Source organism: Streptomyces sp. DSM 42067, from assembly GCF_055792885.1.
Genome location: NZ_CM147706.1, coordinates 1232119 through 1248719, shown reverse-complemented (window position 1 = coordinate 1248719; position 16601 = coordinate 1232119). Strand labels below are relative to the sequence as shown.

The following is a 16601-nucleotide window of genomic DNA, read 5'->3' as shown; positions in this document are numbered from 1 at the left end:
GGCGAGTGGTCCGGTGGCTCAGCCGCCGGTCCGCTTCTCCCCGCGGAACGTGGCCTGTTCGACGACGAGGTCGCCGTCGGTGCGCAGCCGGCACGCGAGACGGACGCCGTCCGCCTCTCCTCCGTAGAGGCGGCGCGCCACCCGCTGGAGCACCCGCCGCTCGTTGTCGTCGGCGCCCTCGCGGACGTGCTCCGCGCCCGCGAGCAGCCGGACGTGGCAGTGCGTGCAGGTGGCCTGGCCGAGGCAGATGGACGGCCAGTCGTAGCCCGCCCGCAGCGCGGCGGAGAAGAGAGTCTCGCCGCGCCTGACCTCGACCGTCACACCCGCCGGCTCCACCCGCACGGAGTGGGTGGGCCGGGCCGTTCGCGGCTGCGGGTTCACAGGTGCTCGGCCAGCAGCCGGTCCAGGTGCCGGTGCCAGTTGGTGATCATGCGTTCCAGGTCGATGCCGAGCCGGTTGTGGGTGTGTGTCCTGGCCCGGATACCGATCTGCATCCGCTCGATGTTGCTCGCGTCCTGCTGCACGAACCACAGATCGTCCCAGCTGGGAGCGTCATCGGCGGCTATCTGCGGCCGGGTGACCTCGGTGCCCTCCGGCGGGATCTCCAGCGCCCAGAAGTCGTAGACGCACTTGTTGGGGTCGGTGGGGTGCGGGCGGGCGCGGTAAGCGAGCGCGGTGCCGATCACGACGACGCCGGTGAAGGACGGGAACGTCGCCCAGTGCCCGGTCATCTCCTCCGTGCGCGGCGGCATCGGGATGCCGCGCGCGGCCGCGTCCATGTACACGCGCTTGAAGAACTCCGCGAAGAATTCGTCGGACGACAGCTTGTCGACGAGCTCCTCGGCGATCTCCAGCTGCTGCTCCGTCGCCATCGACCGCGCGCCCTGCCACTGCACCCGGAGCTGGGCGACGAAGTGCTGCGCGGGGGAGGGCTGCGGCCCGTCCGGCTCCGGCTCCGTCCCGAGCAGCGGCTTGCGGGGGTCCGTCCACATGTGGCCGCGGGCCGGGTTCGCGCCGTAACGGGCCATCGGGTAGGCGTTGTAGGCGTCGTCGCGCAGGAACAGCGCCATCTCGGGGTGGGCCTGCATGATGTGGTACGCCTCGAGGAACGCCTCGTGGGCGATCTTCCAGTTGGCCTGGAACTCGATCTGGTGCCACCACTTGACGTGCATCTTCTCGAAGCCGTGCGGGTCCAGGGCCTGGTCGGCGCCCGCGAAGTTCTCCTCCAGCGAGATCGCGTCGGGGTCGAAGTTGATCCAGACGAAGCCCCACTTGAGGCCGGTGCGGATCTCGGGCAGGTCCAGCTCGGACTGCTCGACGGTGTCGGGGCGGAACCCGGAGCGGCTGTAGACGTAGGAGTTGGTGCCGTCCAGGTTCCAGCGCCAGCCGTGGAAGGGGCAGACCACCTGGTCGCCCTGGAAGGTGCCGGTGCCGCAGGCCAGCGCGGTGCCGCGGTGCCGACAGGCGTTGTAGAACGCCCTGACGCTGCCGTCCTGTTGGCGGATGAGCATCACCGACTGATCGAGGATGCGGTACTCGGTGAAGTCGCCGGGCTCGGGGATCTCCGACTCGTGACAGGCGTGCTGCCAGGAGTGCATCCAGAGCTTCTTCTCGGCCTCGAAGAACACCGGGTCGTAGTAGCGCTCGGCCGGGATCAGCAGATCGTCCTCGATCCGGTAGGGCACCTTCGAGGTGTCCGGTTCCGTCCCGGGTGACACGGTCCCGGTCGCTCGCTCGGTCGATTCAGCCATGCCCGATCGCCCCCTCCAAGGATCTCTAAGATATCTATGATTGCAATCTTGCAGTGCGGTGGTGTGCTGTCAATACGTGTGCCGGCGACCGGTGCTGTGCCGATCCGTGTTCTGCCGATCCGTGTGCTGTCCATGCGGGCGAGAGGCGTTGCCTCGGCCCGATGTCACTCGGGCAGCATCGGCTCGTCGCCCCAGGTGCGGGACGGGGGAGCGGGGTCGGTCGCGGGCTCGGTGACGGTGCGGGTGTAGGGGCGGTCTGGGCCGTCGGCGTCGTAGCTGCGGTAGACGAGGCGCTCGCCGACCAACGTGCCGACGTACGTCCCGTCGTCGTGGCGGAACACCCGGTCGCCCTTGACGTGGCCCACCGGCGCGCCGGACGGTGTGCAGACCTCGTTGCCCTCGAACGTCAGCGGGCGGCCGTTCTTGCTCCAGAGACGGGGCATGGCCAGGACTCCTTTTCGTCGTGGGGCGGGCGTCATTCCGCGCGGCGCCCGGCCGGGAGGAAGCGCCGGCTGCCGGGGTAGGACGGGCGGGGGAGGCCGAGGGTGTGCTGGGCGATGACGTTGCGGAAGACCTCCAGCGTGCCGCCGTAGGTGGCCGTGCCCTGGGCGAAGCGGTGGGCGTGTTCGATCGCGCCGTCGCCAGGGGCGCCGTCCGTGCCTGGTGGGAGCAGGGCGGCCGGTCCGATCAGGTCGATGAGCTCGGCGGAGGCTTCGATCAGGACCTCCGAGCCCTTGACCCGGCCCTCCGGGCCGGCCGTGCACAGGCCGGCCTCCAGGGCGGTGGCCACCTCGCCGAGGCGGAGCAGTACGGTCGGGTCGTCGGCCGGGCGCCGCCCGTCGGGGCCGGGACGCGCGGCCCATGCGGCGGCGTCGTCGAGTGCCCAGGCGAGGACACGGAGGAAGGGATCGCCGCGCGACAGATCGCCGAGCCCGGTCGGCGCGCCCTGGCCGTGTTCGGCGTCGAGCGGGCCGTGCAGCACCGTCCAGCCTTCGTTGACCTCGCCGAGCCGGTAGCGGTCGGGCAGGCGCACGCCGTCGTAGTAGACGAGGTTGGTGCGCTCGCCGCTGAAGGCGCGGATGCCCTGGATCTCGATGCCCGGGAGGTCGAGCGGGACCAGGAACATCGTCAGGCCCTTGTGTTTGGGCCGGTCCGGGTCGGTGCGCGTGAGGAGGAAGGTGTACTGGCAGTTCTGGGCGCCGGTGGTGAACATCTTCGAGCCGTCGAGGATCCAGTCGTCGCCGTCCCGGATGGCCCTGAGCTTGGCGGCTGCGATGTCCGAGCCGCCGTCCGGCTCCGTGTAACCGAGGCAGAAGCGCACCTCGCCGGCCGCGACGCGCGGGCGCAGGGCCTCGCGCAGTTCCGGCCGCGCGTACCGTTCGACGGCCTGCCAGACCAGCCCGGTCGTCCCGGCCGTGATGGTCGGTACCCGGTAGCGCTCCAGCTCGAGCTCGAGCAGGCGGCAGCAGACCGGGTCGAGCCCCGCACCGCCCTCTGCCGGCGGCCGCTCGGGCATCAGCCAGCCACGCGCGCCGAGCGCCAGATGGACCTGCTCGTTGAATCCGGCCCCGGTCTCCGCCTCCTCGGTGAGCACCTGATCCGTGACGGTCTCGTCCAGGAAGGCCCGCAGCTCCCTCGCGAACGCCAGCTGTTCCTCGGTCAGTTCGACGATTCCGAAGTCCATGCCCGTCTCCTCTCAGACGCCCAGCGCCGCTGCCGCGACGAGCCGTGCTCCGATGCCCGTCAAGTCCGCCGTCGGGTCGCCGGCGAGGGCACCCCAGCCCTTCGCCCGCAGAAAGTAGAGGCTGACGTCCGCCTCCGTCGTGAAGCCGAGGCCGCCCTGGACGTGCACGGACGTCGTCGTGGCGAGCGTGGCGGCGCGGCGGGCGGTGATGTGGGCCATCAGGGGCAGGCCGGGGTGGGTGCCCGGCTCGTTCTCGGTGAGCCAGGCCGCCTTGTGGACGAGGGTGCGTGCGCCGGTGATCTGGATGGCGGTATCCGCGAGCGGGTGGGCGACGCCCTGCAGGGTGCCGATCGGGACGCCCATCGTCTCGCGGGTCTTGGCGAACTCGACGCCGAGCGCGAGGGCTTCGGCCGCGAGGCCGACGAGCCCGGCGGCCGTCAGCAGCTTCCACTCGGCGACGGCCCGCGCGTGTGCGGCGTGCGCGGCGGGGCCGCCGGCCAGGACGGTCCGGCCGTCCGGCGCATCCTCGGGCGACCAGCGGCCGAGTGGTGTGCAGCCCTGGTTCGGGACGTGCTTGGCGGGCTCGCTCGCGCGGTGCAGGGCGAGTTCGTCGCCGGCGAGCGCGATGACGTCGGGCGCTGCGGCCGCGTCCGGGACGAGCTGGGCCGGCCCGCCCGGAAACACCGGGGACAGCGCCAGGGTGGTGATGCGACGTCCGCTCCGGGCCTCGTCGAGCACGTCGGCCGGTGCGTCCAGGCGGCCCAGCAGGCGGGTCGCGGTGATGTGTCCGGCGAGCGGCACCGGGGCGATGCGCCGGCCCCACTCCTCGGCGACGATCGCCAGGTCCACCAAGGTGGCGTCGTCGCCGCCGAGTTCGGCCGGCAGGCCCATGGCGGCCACCCCCAGCCCCAGCAGCTTCGACCACAGTCCGCGGTTGAAGCCGAGTGGTTCGGCGGCGCGGACCACCGGGGTGGGGCTCTCGCGGGCGAAGAAGTCCGCGAAGACCTCGCGTACCGCCTGCTGTTCCTCGTCCAGCGATGGATCGTTGCGGCGCAGCTCGTACACGTTCAAGCGGATCAGGCCCTCCGTCCGGTGTCGATGCGGTCAACTCCGGGTCCGTTCCCCGTCCTTGACAGCGATCAGGGTGAGCGTCAGAGTTCGTGATATCTAACATAGATATCATTGACCTAGTGGGGGTCGCCATGCCCCGGCAGCCGGAGAACCAGGCGCCGAGGGCGTGCTGTGGCCGCCCTGTCGGCACGTCGACCGAAAGGAACGGTGCATGGCGACGGAGCTAGCCATCCCCCAGCTCGGGGTGGCCATGACCGAGGGGGAACTCACCGAGTGGCTGGTCGAGGACGGCGAGACGGTCCAGGCCGGCCAGGCCGTCTACGTCCTCGCCACCGACAAGACCGAGACCGAGATCGAGGCACCGGTCGCCGGAACTCTGACGATCAAGGCCCAGCCGGAGGAGACGTACCCGGTGGGCACCGTCGTCGGCGAGATCGGCTGATCCTGATCCCAGAAGGAAGGACCACGACAGCGATGGCCATCGACACCCTGCCCGCATCCGGCGACCCGGGCCTCCCGCCCGCCGACTACATCGAGATCAGCCAGCTCTACGGCCTCTACGCCCGCGACGTCGATCCCGGCTCGCCGCGCAACGCGTCCTGGCTCTTCACCGACGACGCGGTCTTCGACATCATCGGCCACTACACCCTCGAAGGGCGCGAGAAACTCGTCGGGTTCTACGAGAAACTCCGCGACAGCCAGTCGAAGGGGATGCGCCACTTCAACACCTCGTACGTGATCCAGCGGACCGACGAGGGCGCCCTCGCCTCGGGCTACATGTTCTGGGTGTCCCGGGCGAACGCCGACGCGCCCTGGGAGGTGTCCGGCTCGGGCGTCTACGAGGACTACCTGGTAAGGACAGAGCAGGGCTGGCGCTTCAGGAAACGCATCTTCCGCTCCGACACCCACGGCGAGGACCCCGTCCCGTTCGCGACGTCACCGCTGGGCTGAGCGGCCCCCGAAACGACGAGGGGCGGTACGGGGCAGGCGAGGGGACCGCTGTGGTGTGCCGCGCCGCCTGGGGGCGCGGCACACCACACGCTCACGCGCCCCGGCCGGCCGGGCCGAGCCGCTCGGTCTCCGCGCGCAGGAGGTCCAGGGGATCGTCATGGCCCGGGGACGGCAGCCTCAGCGGTGCTGTGCGGGACGGCAGGGCGAGTTCCGCGGTGGCCGGGGAGGTCACCTCGCCGCGCTGGTTCTCGCACCACACCTCCAGCTGGACGCGCAGCCCGGCGCTGGTGCGCGTCTTGCCGGTGACCCTGCCCTTCACCCAGGTCGTGTCGCCGATGTAGTTGAACTTGCGGTGCTCGACGTCCAGACTGCTCACCCAGCTCTCGTCGCCCGCCCAGTCGCCCAGCAGCTGGCACAGCCAGGTCTCGCGCAGCGCCCCGTAGTCGTAGCGCTCGGCCGCGCCGACCTTGCGCGCCCAGTCCGCGTCCCAGTGCATCCGCTGCACGATGTCCGGGACGTTGTACTCGTTCGGCGTGTACAGGCCCGGCGTCTGGCGCCGCTTCTCCCAGGCACGGCGGAAGGCGTAGGTGGGGAACGCCTGGCCGAAGCCGGCGTGCCACAGGATGACGTCGGTGAGCCGCAGCGGCCCCTTGACCAGGGGCGGAAGTTCCTCGCCTACCTCGATGTCCTCCCAGTACCGGGGCACCGCCCCGCGCCGCCCGCGCTCGGCCTCGGCCGCGTAGGCGGCGTCGATCGCGTCGAGCTGCTCCTGGGTGTAGGGCTCGGCGGCGGGCTGTACGGACTTGCGGCCGGCGGACGACCCAGCCGGCCGGCGTTCCGCGCGGATCCAGGTGCCGCGCTGCAGGTGGACGGTCTCGCCGTACTGGTTCCAGGTCACCAGGCCCCAGGTGACGTGCACGGCCCGGCCACCCCAGCTGCTGCGCTTGTCCTCGACGGCGAGCAGGGATCGCTTGGCGAACAGCCGGTCGCCCTCACGCAGCGGCCGGTAGAACTCGTACTCCAGGCGGGACTGGAGCGCGCCCGTGCCGCGCAGCGGGTCGCCGTCGAAGAGCGGCTGGAGCTCGGGTCGGAGTCGGCGGGGTGGTTCGTCGCCACCCCGGTAGGTGACGTCGGTGTCGGCGGGCGGCAGATACATCGTCCAGGCGAAGGTGGGCGGGGCGATAAGGGTGCCCCAGGAGGTCTTCGCCGCGTGGCCGGTTTCGCAGTACAGCGGATTGTCGTCGCCGTAGCCGTGCACGAAGTGACGGACGCCGTCCGCAGTGACCTGGTGATTGAAGCCGGTGAACTCCGTGTGATCTGGACGGATTTCACCGGACGCAGGCGGTTCGAAGTTCGCCGGGTCGAGGTCGACGCCGATACGGCTGCGCAGCCGCTCGATCTTCTCGTCGGTGATGCGGCCGAAGTCGGGGTCGGGCACGGGCTTCCTCCAGCTGGCTGCCTCGCGGCGGGCTCGCATCCCCGCGAAAGGGCGATGATGTCTATCATAGATAAGATGGACTAATGTTGGTGGCCGCCGCAAGAGGCCATCGAGCAGGCACCCCGGGGGGCACATGAGCACCGGCACGCACCAGCCCGAGCACATCCGCTACACCGAGCGCGGCCGCGTCGCGATCGTCACGGTCGACCGGCCCGAGCGCCGCAACGCCTGGAGCGTGCCCGTCTACCGGGAGGTGGTCGCCGCCGTCCGCCGTGCCAACGCCGCCGAGACGGTTGGCGCGCTGCTGCTGACCGCCACCGGTACGCACTACAGCGCCGGCGTCGACGTCAAAGCCCCGCCCGAGCCGCCGGACGCGAGCGGCCGGCGCCCGAACGTAGGCTCCCTCGCCATGACGCCCGGCGACAGTTGGCTGCATCTCCTGCGGGAGTCGAAGCCGGTGGTCGCCGCGGTCAACGGCCCGGCCGTCGGGCTCGGTGTCACCCACCTGCTCGCCGCCGACATCCGTATCGCGGCCCGCTCGGCGACCTTCTCCTTCCCCTTCCTGCGGCTCGGCGTCATGCCGGAGCTGGGCTGCTCCGCGCTGCTGCCGCGCCTCGTCGGCCAGGGACGGGCCGTCGACCTCTGCCTGCGGGCACGCACCGTCGACGCGGCGGAAGCCGAGCGGATCGGACTGGTGACGTCCGTCGTGGACGACGACGAGCTGCTGGAGGCGGCAGTCGGGATCGCCGACACCATCGCGGGCTTCCCGGCCCGCCAAGTACGCCTGACCAAGGGCATGTTCCGCGACAACGCCCTGGAGTCCGATCCAGACGCCGTCCTGCGCACCGAGGGCCGCGCCTTCGTGGAGCTGGCGAAGGCGCGCGGCGGGCAGGCGGCATTCCGGCGCTGACGGCCTGCGTCCCTGCGTCCGGGTCAGCGTGCCCGGGCGATCACGTCCCGGCCGAACGCCCGCAGCCCGTCCGTGGCCGCGCCCGGCGAGGACGTGTCGACCGGGACGGGCGTCCATGTGACGCCCAGCTTCTCCAGTCGGGCGAGGTGGTCCAGCCACTCGTCCGCACTCGCGCCCGGCTGCGGCTCCGCCACACCCGACGAGGCGACGTCGAAAGCGTCCGGATCGCGGCCCTGTTCGCCCACCCAACCCCTGATCTCCTCGATCTGGGCAGCGAGTTGCGCGTCCGAGGTGATCACGGCGGTCCGCGCCGTCGTCGCCACCGCGGCCCCGCCGTTCGTGAGCGGCGCCCAGCCGCTCGCCCAGCGTGCCGCACGCTGCCGCGACAGCCGCGCGTTGCCGCCCACCCACAGCGGCGGATGCGGCCGCTGCACCGGTGGCGGCGAGAGCGTCACCCCGCGCGCGGTGACGTCCGACCCGTCGTGGTGGAACTCCGAAGGCGAGGCCCACAGTCCGCGCAGCACCTGCACACCCTCGTCGAACCGTGCGTTGCGCTCCTCGAACGGGACGCCGAGCGCCGCGAACTCCGAGCGCAGATAGCCCGTGCCCAGGATGAACCGGGCTCGCCCGCCGGAGAGGACGTCCAGCGAGGTCATCGACTTCGCGAGCAGGAACGGGTTGCGGTACGGGACCACCGTGAGGTTGGTCATCAGCTGGATGGTGGACGTTGCGGCGGCGAGGAAGGACAGGGCGGCGAACGGGTCGAACGTGCTGTGGCCGCCGTGGTCGAGCCACTTGCGCGAGGGGGCCGGGTGATCGCTCACGGCTATCGCCTCGACGCCCGCCTCCTCTGCGGCCCGGGCGAAGGCGGCCATGACGGCGGGATCGGCCCAGTCGCCGTCCGGGTTGGGGTGGTCCACGTAGAAGCGCATGGCGGTCCCTCAATTCCTGTTGTCGGACGGGGCGATGCAGCGGCGTCGGAAGGGTTGACGCCGATGGCAACTACGTCATAGATAGCTAAGATTAGAAAATTAAGCCAGCAGGAGTCGTCGAACACCGCACCCCGTCGTCCCCGAGGAGGCCGCCCGCCGCGTGAGCCCCCCGCCCAGCCACCGCACCGACAAGGAGCAGGCCCCCATGACAGACCCCGAATTGCCGGACGGCCAGGCCCTGTTCAGCGCGTACGAGCACGCCGCCATTCGGCTGCTCCGCCTGGCCAGCACGAGCGCCGACCCCGCGCTGCCCGTTCCGGCGTGCCCCGCCTGGACCGCCCGGAACCTCGTCGCGCACGTGGTCGGGACCGCGTCCTGGCTCGCCTCCGCGCAGCCCCTGCCCAAGGACATCCAGGGCTGGATCGACGAGGAGGTCCGCAAGCGCGAACGGCACTCCTGGCACGAGCTGGGGGAGGAGTGGGCGCTGACGCTCCCCGTGCTCCGCGAGCGTCTGCGCGGCCGGGTCGGCCCCGGCCTGGTCGTCGACGCCGTCACACACGAGCAGGACCTGCGTGCCGCCGTCGGCCCGGCCGCCACCGACCACGGCTCCGGCCTGACCGCCGTCCTGCCGTGTCTCGTCGATCACGTCAGCGGGCTCCGGCCGTTCGGGGACGACGGCCCGGGGGTACGGCTGCGGACGCCGACGAGCGACGTCGTCATCGGTGGCCCGGCCACCGCCCTGGAGGTGCGGCTCGCCGACGACTGGGAGCTGACCCGGCTGCTCGCCTGCCGCCGCTCCGCCACCCAGCTCGACGCGCTGCCCGCCACCGGCGACCGCACGCTGCTGCGCACCCTGGTGGGCCGCTACCCGCTCCCGGAACGGCCCTTGGACGAGGTCGCGGCATGGAACGCGCTCACACCGGAAGGCAGGAAGTGATGGCACCCTCCGACGGCGTCGGCCGGACCGGACACGAGTGGAAGCTGCGCACCGTACCGGCCGAACTCGCCGCCCGCTACCGCGCCGAGGGCTGGTGGACCGGCGTAACGCTCGGGCGGACCGTCGCCGACGGCATGCACCGGATGCGGTCCGCCCCCTTCACCGTGCACTCGGCCCACCGGCCCTGGCGCGGCACCTGCCGCGACATCGACGACAGCGCCCGCCGCCTGGCCGCAGCGCTGCGCGCCCGCGGCATCGGCCCCGGCGATGTCATCGTCCTCCAGTTGCCCAACTGGGCCGAGGCAGGCGTGACGTTCTGCGCCGCCGCGTACCTCGGCGCCGTCGTCGTCCCGATCGTCCACTTCTACGGTGCCAAGGAGGCTGGGTACATCCTGCGGTCCACCCGGCCGTCCCTGGTCGTCACGGCGGAACGGTTCCGCGGCGTCGACTACCTGGAGACGTACCGGCGGCTGCTGCCCGCGCCCGGCGACGGCGGCCCCCTCTGGCTCACCGTCGGCGACACCCCGGCCGCCGCCCTGCCCCGTGGTGCCACCCCCTTCGCTGATCTCCTCGACGCGGATCCGCTCGCCGAGCCCGCTGCCGTCGACCCCGACGCACCCGCCCTCGTCGGCTTCACCTCCGGCACGACCCGCGACCCCAAGGGCGTCGTGCACACCCACCGCTCGCTCGGCCATGAGGCCCGCCAGCTCGATGAGATGTACCCGCACGGCGGCCCGCCCCAGCTCACCGGCGCCCCCGTCGGCCACTTCACCGGCCTGCTCAACGGCTTCGTCGTACCGTTGCGGCGCGGACTGCCGATCAGCCTCATCGACGTGTGGGAGCCCGGTGAGGTGCTGCGCCTGATGACCGGCGAGGGCCTTGGCGTCAACGGCGGCTCCACCTACTTCCTCACCAGCCTCCTCGACCACCCCGACTTCACTCCCGAGCACGTCAAGCTGATGCCGTTCGCCGGGCTCGGCGGCTCCACCGTGCCGCGCGCCGTCACCGACCGCGCCACCGCCCTCGGTGTCGGCGTCTTCCGTGCGTACGGCTCCACCGAACACCCCACCATCACCGGCTGTTCCCTGGACGACCCGGAGGAGAAGCGGCTCGGCACCGACGGCCGCCCCCTCACCGGCAACGAGATCCGCCTCGCCGACGACGGCGAGATCCTCAGCCGCGGCCCCGACCTGTTCCTCGGCTACACCGACCCCGAACTGACCGCCGCCGCTGTGGACGCCGACGGCTGGTACCACACCGGCGACATCGGCGTTCTGGACGACGACGGCTACCTCACCATCACCGACCGGGTCTCCGACATCATCATCCGCGGCGGCGAGAACATCGGCGCCAAGGAGATAGAGGAGCTCGTCGCCACCCTCGACGGGGTCGCCGAGGTGAGTGTCGTCGGTATCCCGGACAAGCGGCTCGGCGAGCGCACCGCAGCCGTGCTGCGCCCGCTGGACGGGCATCCCGTCCCGACCCTCGACCAGATCCGCCGGCACCTCGCGGCCGCCGGCCTCGCCCGGCAGAAGTGGCCCGAATTCCTGTACGAGGCAGCCGAGTTCCCGCGCACCGCCTCCGGCAAGGTGCAGAAGTTCGTCCTGCGCAAGCGACTGCTCGACGGCACGGTCCGGCAGGCCGGCTGATCCCGGCCGACCTGGTCGTGCAGGCGGGTCAGTACTGGGTCGCGGACAGGGAGGAGAAGGAGTTCCCGCCAGCACCCCGGGCACTTGCTCGCGGAAGGTGTGACGGCAGCCGTGCGTGCGACACACCAGGCGCCGCACCCGCACACGAACCACCACCCGCCGACCGTCCACCGACACATCGGCCACCGTCCGCAGGTGACAGCCGTGCACGCGCCCGGACGCAACCCCGCAGCCCGGGCACGGCACTGGGTCCTGCGGTGTCCGTGCCCGCACCACAATCAGCTCGCCTCGTCGGCCACTCGCTCGATGACAAGCGGGGACAGACCCGAAATCACCACATCTACAAGCTCGTTGACGTCACGCACACCATTCCAACGACCCACCAGCGCACTGCGCCACCAGGTGAACGCGGTGGTGTGCCACCAGGCGGCGCCCCGGCCTGACGTACCTCGGCGCCCATCAGCCACGGCCGCTGCTCCTGTCCGCACAGGCCGGGGTCGGCTCGATGGGCACACCGAGCCTGGTGGTCGCCCGCATGGCTGTGCGCTATCCCTGGCCCTCCCCGGGAGGGCCAGGGATGTCACCACCTCCGGCGGCGCGGCTGAACACCATCGTCTGCTCGTCGTTCACGCTTGGGATGAACTGGAACGCCGTGATCAGCCCGTTCTGCACCTGTAGTTCGTCGATCCCACGGATGCGCTCGATACCGAGCGACGACACGAACTGGCTCCGGAGCTCGAGTACGCCGTACACCCACTCGTCGGCCGTCACCACTCCGATGACCTTGATCGATCCATCGGACTGGATGACCGCCGAGTTGATGTAATTGCGCAGTACTTCCTTCATGCTGTCGCCGGCTTTTCCCCAAATGGCGCGGGTCATTTCCGCAGCCGTGACCTCGTCGTCGAAGAGTTCCATCACCGCGTCGATGTCTCCGCTGTTGACACCTGCCACGTATGCCTCGAACACCTCGACCGGAGTTCGCGAAACGTTCATGACTGCCTTTCCTCATCTCTTCAGGGGGTGAGTGTGCCGGCGAAGGCTTCTGCCAGCAGGGAGTGGACGGCTTCGCCGGTGACCGGGCGGGGGTTGGCGCAGGGCTGCTGCTCCGCCTGGGCGGCTGCGTGGGCGAGTTCGCTCCCGGTGAGGCCGAGGGCGGCCAGGGAGCGAGGGGGCACCGAGGGCGGTGCGGTCACGGTGCTGTCTCCGGGGCGGGGGCGAGGACGATGTCGAAGACGGCGTGGACGAAGGGGGTTGTCGTGCCGAAGCGCTCGGCGTCCTCCTTATCGCCGGGCCGTCGGTGGGGATCGGGTAGTGGGAGGGGAGGACGGTACGGAACCAGTAGCGGCCCTGGTCGTCGGTGCGGAAGAGACCGCGTCCGTTGCCCGGCGTCGCGGCCTCCCACTCCGTCGCTGAAGCTCTCCACGACTGCCGCGGTCGCGGTCTCGACATTGAAGTCCATGCTCGTCCTCCGGTGGATTCGGGCTGAGCCGTCACGAGCCCGGCCCAGCCCGATGCTCTCGAGTACTGAATGGGCCTCAGATCATCGCGAAGGTAATCACAGACACACGTTGAACGGTGGTCTTCGCCGTCTGGGTCAGCTTGCCCGTCTTAGGATCCACGGAGTACGAGATGACGTCGTCGGAGTCCGAATTGCAGGAGAACAGAAACTTACCGGAGGGCTCGATATTGAACTCCCTATTTCCCTTGCCGCCGGTCTCCACGACATCCACCCTCGTCAGACGCCCCGTACGCTCATCGACTTCGAATACGGCGATGGTGTCCTTACCGTTGAGGTGGCGGTTCGCGCTGTAGACGAACTTCCCGTTCGGGTGGATGCGGATATCCGTGGGCGATACCTCCTTGCCGAGCCCTGCCGGAGAATCGGATCCTGGGGCCTTGGCGGGCGGCGCGGACGTATCGCCTCCCGGAATCGTGGCGACCGTCTGGATGAGCTCCGGCACACCCGTCCTGGAATCGAAGTGGAATACGGAGACGCTCGGCTGGCTCTCGTTTGTCATGAAAAGGTACGGCACGCGCGGATGCGCGACGATGTGTCGCGGCGACCTTCCAGGCGGCAACGGGTACGACTTGCCCGACTTGAATTGACGCGAGGCGGGGTCGAAGCCGTAGACGTAGAGGCGATCGTATCCGTTGTCCGTCGCGATGACCCAACGCTCCGTGCGGTCGAGGACGATGCCGTGGCAGGCGGGACCGATCTGGAATCCCGCCTGCGGGCCCAGGGGCATCGAGAGTGAGCGGGAGGCAAGGTCCTCATCGCCCGGCGCAGGCGGATCGGTAAAGACACCTGCGTCCGTGGCCGATTCGAGGGAGCCATCCTTGTTCACGGGAAAGAGCGCCACCGTAGCGCTGTCTGTCGGGCGCTCGATCACGGGTACGCCATTTTTCTTCTTGACCAGCGCCACCCTGGAGGTGGCACCGTGGTTTCCGACGACGACCCGTGAGTTGGTCTTGTCAATCCCGACAGAGGCCGGCATGGAGCCCATCGAGGGGATGGTATTCAGGTGCTTCAGGGATCCGTCTTCGCGGTTGATGGCGAAGGCATACACCCCGCCTCCGGTTCCAGGGACCTGCCCGAGCGCCGACGTGCGGTTGACGCAGTAGACGAAACTCCCATCCTCGGAGGCGCAGATGCCGTCGCTGTTCAGATCGGCGGACTCCTTTCCGGTCGAGCTGACCAGCTTCAGCGAGCCGTCGGTCATGTTCACACGGAAGACGTCGATGCCGCCGCCCTTTGTTGACCCGATCCCCGAAATTTCCCCGTTCTCCTCCTTGCATTGCCTGCCCACGTAGGCGAAGAGCTGGCCCTCGGCCGCGTCTTCCGTCTCCGAGGTCGCTTCAGCAGCCCACGTCCCGAGTCCGGCCGCCGTCGCGGCAGCTCCGGTCGCTCCGAGGAAAATGCGCCGCGACATTTTCTTACTCATAGTCTTGCATCCTCCAGTTGATTCAACTCTTACGAAAGCGCGCACGTCGAGTCGACGTAATCGCCCTGCGGGGGCGGTCATCCCATGCGCACATCCCATGCGCCTATCCGACCTGTTTGGCCAGCCAGTCGGTCACGATGTCGAGCACTGCCTCGTTGTTGCGCTCGAGCATCATCAGGTGCCCGTTGCCTGGGATTCCGAGCTCGCCGAGTGACAGGTGGTCCGCCCGGCTGCAGCCCGCCTGGCGCAGGTAGGCAACGGTGCCGGCATCAGCGGCCCGGACGAAGGAGCGCTCGCCGGAGACGATGGCGATCGGTACGTCGGCGAGGTTCGGTAGCCGCCGCGGCGGGTCGGCCTGCATCGTCACCATGGCGCCGTCCGGGCCCGGCGCCTTCACCAGGGCCAGTTCTGCCGTCTCGGCGACGGGCGGGTCGTAGGTGAGCGGGGAAGCGGCGAGCCCCCAGGCCATCGGCATGGGGCCGCTGGGGCCCATGGGCTCAAGACCCACGATCGCCCGCACCTGTCCCGGGCGTTCGTCGGCCATCAGCCAGCCGGCGGGGCCGCCGGCCGAGCTTGTGATCACGATGGCGGGCCCGATGCGGTCGAGCAGCTCCGCGCCGCGTCGGCGCATCAGCTCATGGTGGGGCCCGAAATCGTACGGGGTCTGCCGCTGGGAGGCGAGGAGCTGGGCCAGTGCCGGGTCATCGCGGTCCCCGGTGCCGGGCCACTGGGTGTGGAGCGGGTCATCGCGCCCGGCGAACAGGGACCCGAGAGCCTCCGCCGACGGGAGTGGACCTGCCCCGGGGCCGGCCGGTGCCCCGGTCTCGGCCAGGTGGCGGGGGGATCGGCCGTGGCCGGGACGGTCGACCAGGTAGACCGCGTACCCGCGCTGCAGCAGCAGGGTCCGCCAGCCGGGTCGCCCGTCCGGGGTGCTGATCCAGTCCGTCGCCTGTCCGCCGCCCCCGTGGACGAGCACGACCGGGTACGGCTGGGTCTGCTCGGCCGGGATCTGGTACTCGACGTACAACTGGGTGCCGTCGGCGAGGTGCTGGCCCTGGCGCTCCTCGTAGGTCACTCCGACCCAGAAGCAGCCCTGGTCCGCGAGGTGCACTGCGGTGTCGCTCATGCCTGCGCCCCGTTCTGCGCGGAGGCCTGGGGCTGCGTGCCCTTCGGGTCGTTGCGTTCCCGCAGCACCGGGATGACCTCTTCGGCGAGCAGGCGCGACTCGGCTTCGGAGAACGTCTCGACGAGCAGGCGGCGGGCGCCCGTCTCGTCGATGGTCTGCTGGAGGCTGTCGATGATCTGGTCGACCGTGCCGAAGACGGCCAGCGCGGGCTTGTCCTTGTCCTTCTTGTCGAAGGCGAACTCTCCGTCTGTCTTGGGGAGTTCGCGCTTGCCGCCGGCCATGTAGGCGGCGGCGAAGCGCTTGAAGGAGGTCGCGAACCGGCCCATGGACTCCGCGGCCTCGGCCTCGGTCCTGCCGATGCAGACGAACTTCTCGACGATCAGGTTCGCGCCGGTCCTGTCGTGCCCGTGTGCGGCGGCGGTCTCGAGGTAGACGTCCAGGCCCTTGCGGTGCTCGGCGTTGCTCCCGAGGTTGCGCATGATGTTCCAGCCGTGGCGCCCGGCCAGCTGCATCGTCTCGTGGCTGGCCCCGGCCAGCCACACCGGCAGGGAGTCCTGCAGGGGACGGGTCGAGAGCGTCCTGGGAGCCTCGACCGTGAAGAACTCGCCGTCGTAGGTGACGTCCTTCTCGATCAGCAGCAGCCACACCAGTTCGACGGCCTCCAGCCAGGCCCGGCCCGCCTCGTCGCGGGTCAGCTCCCGGCCGACGGACACGAAGCGCTCGCCGGGCGCACCCTTGCCGAGGCCGAGCTCGAAGCGGCCCCCGCTCAGCAGGTCCAGGGTGCCGGCCTCCTCCGCCACCCGTACGGGGTCGTGGAGCGGCAGCACCGTGACCGCGGTCCCCAGCCGTATACGGCTGGTACGCATCGCCGCAGCGGCCAGGAGCAGGTGCGGCGAGGGGCAGGTCATCGCCGGGTGGTGGTGCTCGGTGACGGTCAGGCCGTCGTAGCCGAGTTCCTCGGCCAGCACCGCGAACTCCACGAACTCGTCGATCTGGCGCTGCTGCCACTTCGGGTCGTGCACGTCGGGGTCCGGCTCGTGCGAGTGGAGCCCGGGTCCGTAGGTGTGGATGAACTTGAGCTTCTCGGGCTCGTTGCTGATCGCGCTCATGCTGCGGTCTGACCTTTCCTTGGTGGTGGCTGAATTGCCGGATGCGCGCCCCGCCTTCGTTCTCCGGCGCCTCGCGAACTCCACGCTATGAGTGCTCC

At 70.4% G+C, this 16601-nt stretch carries 18 protein-coding genes and 1 pseudogene; 5 read left to right on the top strand and 14 right to left on the bottom strand.

Features of this window, described 5'->3' with window-relative positions; translation table 11 throughout:
• Nucleotides 1–18: 18 nt before the first annotated feature.
• From ACSMXV_RS06000 to ACSMXV_RS05980, 5 genes are all read right to left on the bottom strand, one after another.
• On the bottom strand, nt 19–336 hold the full coding sequence (locus tag ACSMXV_RS06000) for a 2Fe-2S iron-sulfur cluster-binding protein (protein WP_473178840.1): 318 nt from the start codon (nt 334–336) through the stop codon (nt 19–21).
• A gap of 41 nt (nt 337–377) precedes the next feature.
• Complete coding sequence (locus tag ACSMXV_RS05995; RefSeq protein ID WP_473176660.1) at nt 378–1751, bottom strand: aromatic ring-hydroxylating oxygenase subunit alpha; 1374 nt, start codon at nt 1749–1751, stop codon at nt 378–380.
• A gap of 164 nt (nt 1752–1915) precedes the next feature.
• On the bottom strand, nt 1916–2194 hold the full coding sequence (locus ACSMXV_RS05990; RefSeq protein ID WP_473176659.1) for a hypothetical protein: 279 nt from the start codon (nt 2192–2194) through the stop codon (nt 1916–1918).
• A 32-nt stretch (nt 2195–2226) separates the two neighbouring features.
• Nucleotides 2227–3435 carry an acyl-CoA dehydrogenase family protein gene (locus tag ACSMXV_RS05985; RefSeq protein WP_473176658.1) on the bottom strand — a complete coding sequence of 403 codons (1209 nt, stop codon included), beginning with the start codon at nt 3433–3435 and terminating at the stop codon, nt 2227–2229.
• 12 nt (nt 3436–3447) lie between these two features.
• A complete protein-coding gene (locus ACSMXV_RS05980; protein ID WP_473178839.1) occupies nt 3448–4500 on the bottom strand; it encodes an acyl-CoA dehydrogenase family protein in 1053 nt (350 codons plus the stop codon).
• 217 nt (nt 4501–4717) lie between these two features.
• Here ACSMXV_RS05980 and ACSMXV_RS05975 point away from each other — a divergent pair, with 217 nt between their 5' ends.
• Together ACSMXV_RS05975 and ACSMXV_RS05970 are read left to right on the top strand one after the other, a co-directional pair.
• The gene (locus ACSMXV_RS05975) at nt 4718–4948 is read left to right on the top strand and encodes a biotin/lipoyl-containing protein (RefSeq protein WP_473176657.1); all 231 of its coding nucleotides are present in this window, start codon (nt 4718–4720) and stop codon (nt 4946–4948) included.
• A 32-nt stretch (nt 4949–4980) separates the two neighbouring features.
• A complete protein-coding gene (locus tag ACSMXV_RS05970; RefSeq protein WP_473176656.1) occupies nt 4981–5457 on the top strand; it encodes a nuclear transport factor 2 family protein in 477 nt (158 codons plus the stop codon).
• 91 nt (nt 5458–5548) lie between these two features.
• Here the strand turns inward: ACSMXV_RS05970 and ACSMXV_RS05965 are convergent, their stop codons facing one another.
• Nucleotides 5549–6895: an FAS1-like dehydratase domain-containing protein gene (locus ACSMXV_RS05965; RefSeq protein ID WP_473176655.1), complete on the bottom strand. Its 1347-nt coding sequence runs from the start codon at nt 6893–6895 to the stop codon at nt 5549–5551.
• 133 nt (nt 6896–7028) lie between these two features.
• Between ACSMXV_RS05965 and ACSMXV_RS05960 the strand changes: the two genes are divergently transcribed.
• Nucleotides 7029–7805 (top strand): enoyl-CoA hydratase/isomerase family protein, encoded by a 777-nt coding sequence (locus tag ACSMXV_RS05960; protein WP_473176654.1) that lies wholly within the window; start codon nt 7029–7031, stop codon nt 7803–7805.
• A gap of 23 nt (nt 7806–7828) precedes the next feature.
• Here ACSMXV_RS05960 and ACSMXV_RS05955 read toward each other — a convergent pair whose 3' ends face one another.
• Complete coding sequence (locus tag ACSMXV_RS05955; RefSeq protein ID WP_473176653.1) at nt 7829–8737, bottom strand: TIGR03619 family F420-dependent LLM class oxidoreductase; 909 nt, start codon at nt 8735–8737, stop codon at nt 7829–7831.
• A 205-nt stretch (nt 8738–8942) separates the two neighbouring features.
• Between ACSMXV_RS05955 and ACSMXV_RS05950 the strand changes: the two genes are divergently transcribed.
• Together ACSMXV_RS05950 and ACSMXV_RS05945 are read left to right on the top strand one after the other, a co-directional pair.
• Nucleotides 8943–9674: a maleylpyruvate isomerase N-terminal domain-containing protein gene (locus tag ACSMXV_RS05950; protein WP_473176652.1), complete on the top strand. Its 732-nt coding sequence runs from the start codon at nt 8943–8945 to the stop codon at nt 9672–9674.
• Complete coding sequence (locus tag ACSMXV_RS05945) at nt 9674–11323, top strand: AMP-binding protein (protein ID WP_473176651.1); 1650 nt, start codon at nt 9674–9676, stop codon at nt 11321–11323. The genes ACSMXV_RS05950 and ACSMXV_RS05945 overlap by 1 nt, the downstream gene beginning before the upstream one ends.
• A gap of 69 nt (nt 11324–11392) precedes the next feature.
• Here the strand turns inward: ACSMXV_RS05945 and ACSMXV_RS05940 are convergent.
• The 7 genes and pseudogenes from ACSMXV_RS05940 to ACSMXV_RS05910 all read right to left on the bottom strand — a co-directional run.
• A pseudogene (locus ACSMXV_RS05940) lies at nt 11393–11688 on the bottom strand (transposase family protein); the annotation flags it as partial.
• Nucleotides 11689–11869: 181 nt separating this feature from the next.
• Nucleotides 11870–12319 (bottom strand): nuclear transport factor 2 family protein, encoded by a 450-nt coding sequence (locus ACSMXV_RS05935; protein ID WP_473176650.1) that lies wholly within the window; start codon nt 12317–12319, stop codon nt 11870–11872.
• Between the two features lie 20 nt (nt 12320–12339).
• The gene (locus tag ACSMXV_RS05930; RefSeq protein ID WP_473176649.1) at nt 12340–12519 is read right to left on the bottom strand and encodes a hypothetical protein; all 180 of its coding nucleotides are present in this window, start codon (nt 12517–12519) and stop codon (nt 12340–12342) included.
• A complete protein-coding gene (locus ACSMXV_RS05925) occupies nt 12516–12785 on the bottom strand; it encodes a hypothetical protein (protein WP_473176648.1) in 270 nt (89 codons plus the stop codon). Before ACSMXV_RS05925 ends, ACSMXV_RS05930 begins: the two co-directional genes overlap by 4 nt.
• A 76-nt stretch (nt 12786–12861) precedes the next feature.
• A complete protein-coding gene (locus tag ACSMXV_RS05920; protein ID WP_473176647.1) occupies nt 12862–14268 on the bottom strand; it encodes a lactonase family protein in 1407 nt (468 codons plus the stop codon).
• 103 nt (nt 14269–14371) lie between these two features.
• A complete protein-coding gene (locus ACSMXV_RS05915; RefSeq protein WP_473176646.1) occupies nt 14372–15394 on the bottom strand; it encodes an alpha/beta fold hydrolase in 1023 nt (340 codons plus the stop codon).
• On the bottom strand, nt 15391–16503 hold the full coding sequence (locus ACSMXV_RS05910; RefSeq protein ID WP_473176645.1) for an LLM class flavin-dependent oxidoreductase: 1113 nt from the start codon (nt 16501–16503) through the stop codon (nt 15391–15393). The genes ACSMXV_RS05915 and ACSMXV_RS05910 overlap by 4 nt, the downstream gene beginning before the upstream one ends.
• Nucleotides 16504–16601: the final 98 nt, after the last annotated feature.

What these genes read in the sequence shown, in the direction of transcription:
- ACSMXV_RS05970 (WP_473176656.1), top strand. Translation starts at nt 4,981, where the DNA reads ATGGCCATCGACACCCTGCCCGCATCCGGCGACCCGGGCCTCCCGCCC.
- ACSMXV_RS05925 (WP_473176648.1), bottom strand. Translation starts at nt 12,785, where the DNA reads ATGGACTTCAATGTCGAGACCGCGACCGCGGCAGTCGTGGAGAGCTTC.
- ACSMXV_RS05955 (WP_473176653.1), bottom strand. Translation starts at nt 8,737, where the DNA reads ATGCGCTTCTACGTGGACCACCCCAACCCGGACGGCGACTGGGCCGAT.
- ACSMXV_RS05950 (WP_473176652.1), top strand. Translation starts at nt 8,943, where the DNA reads ATGACAGACCCCGAATTGCCGGACGGCCAGGCCCTGTTCAGCGCGTAC.
- ACSMXV_RS05920 (WP_473176647.1), bottom strand. Translation starts at nt 14,268, where the DNA reads ATGAGTAAGAAAATGTCGCGGCGCATTTTCCTCGGAGCGACCGGAGCT.
- ACSMXV_RS05975 (WP_473176657.1), top strand. Translation starts at nt 4,718, where the DNA reads ATGGCGACGGAGCTAGCCATCCCCCAGCTCGGGGTGGCCATGACCGAG.
- ACSMXV_RS05910 (WP_473176645.1), bottom strand. Translation starts at nt 16,503, where the DNA reads ATGAGCGCGATCAGCAACGAGCCCGAGAAGCTCAAGTTCATCCACACC.
- ACSMXV_RS05915 (WP_473176646.1), bottom strand. Translation starts at nt 15,394, where the DNA reads ATGAGCGACACCGCAGTGCACCTCGCGGACCAGGGCTGCTTCTGGGTC.
- ACSMXV_RS05960 (WP_473176654.1), top strand. Translation starts at nt 7,029, where the DNA reads ATGAGCACCGGCACGCACCAGCCCGAGCACATCCGCTACACCGAGCGC.
- ACSMXV_RS05990 (WP_473176659.1), bottom strand. Translation starts at nt 2,194, where the DNA reads ATGCCCCGTCTCTGGAGCAAGAACGGCCGCCCGCTGACGTTCGAGGGC.
- ACSMXV_RS05995 (WP_473176660.1), bottom strand. Translation starts at nt 1,751, where the DNA reads ATGGCTGAATCGACCGAGCGAGCGACCGGGACCGTGTCACCCGGGACG.
- ACSMXV_RS05935 (WP_473176650.1), bottom strand. Translation starts at nt 12,319, where the DNA reads ATGAACGTTTCGCGAACTCCGGTCGAGGTGTTCGAGGCATACGTGGCA.
- ACSMXV_RS05985 (WP_473176658.1), bottom strand. Translation starts at nt 3,435, where the DNA reads ATGGACTTCGGAATCGTCGAACTGACCGAGGAACAGCTGGCGTTCGCG.
- ACSMXV_RS05945 (WP_473176651.1), top strand. Translation starts at nt 9,674, where the DNA reads ATGGCACCCTCCGACGGCGTCGGCCGGACCGGACACGAGTGGAAGCTG.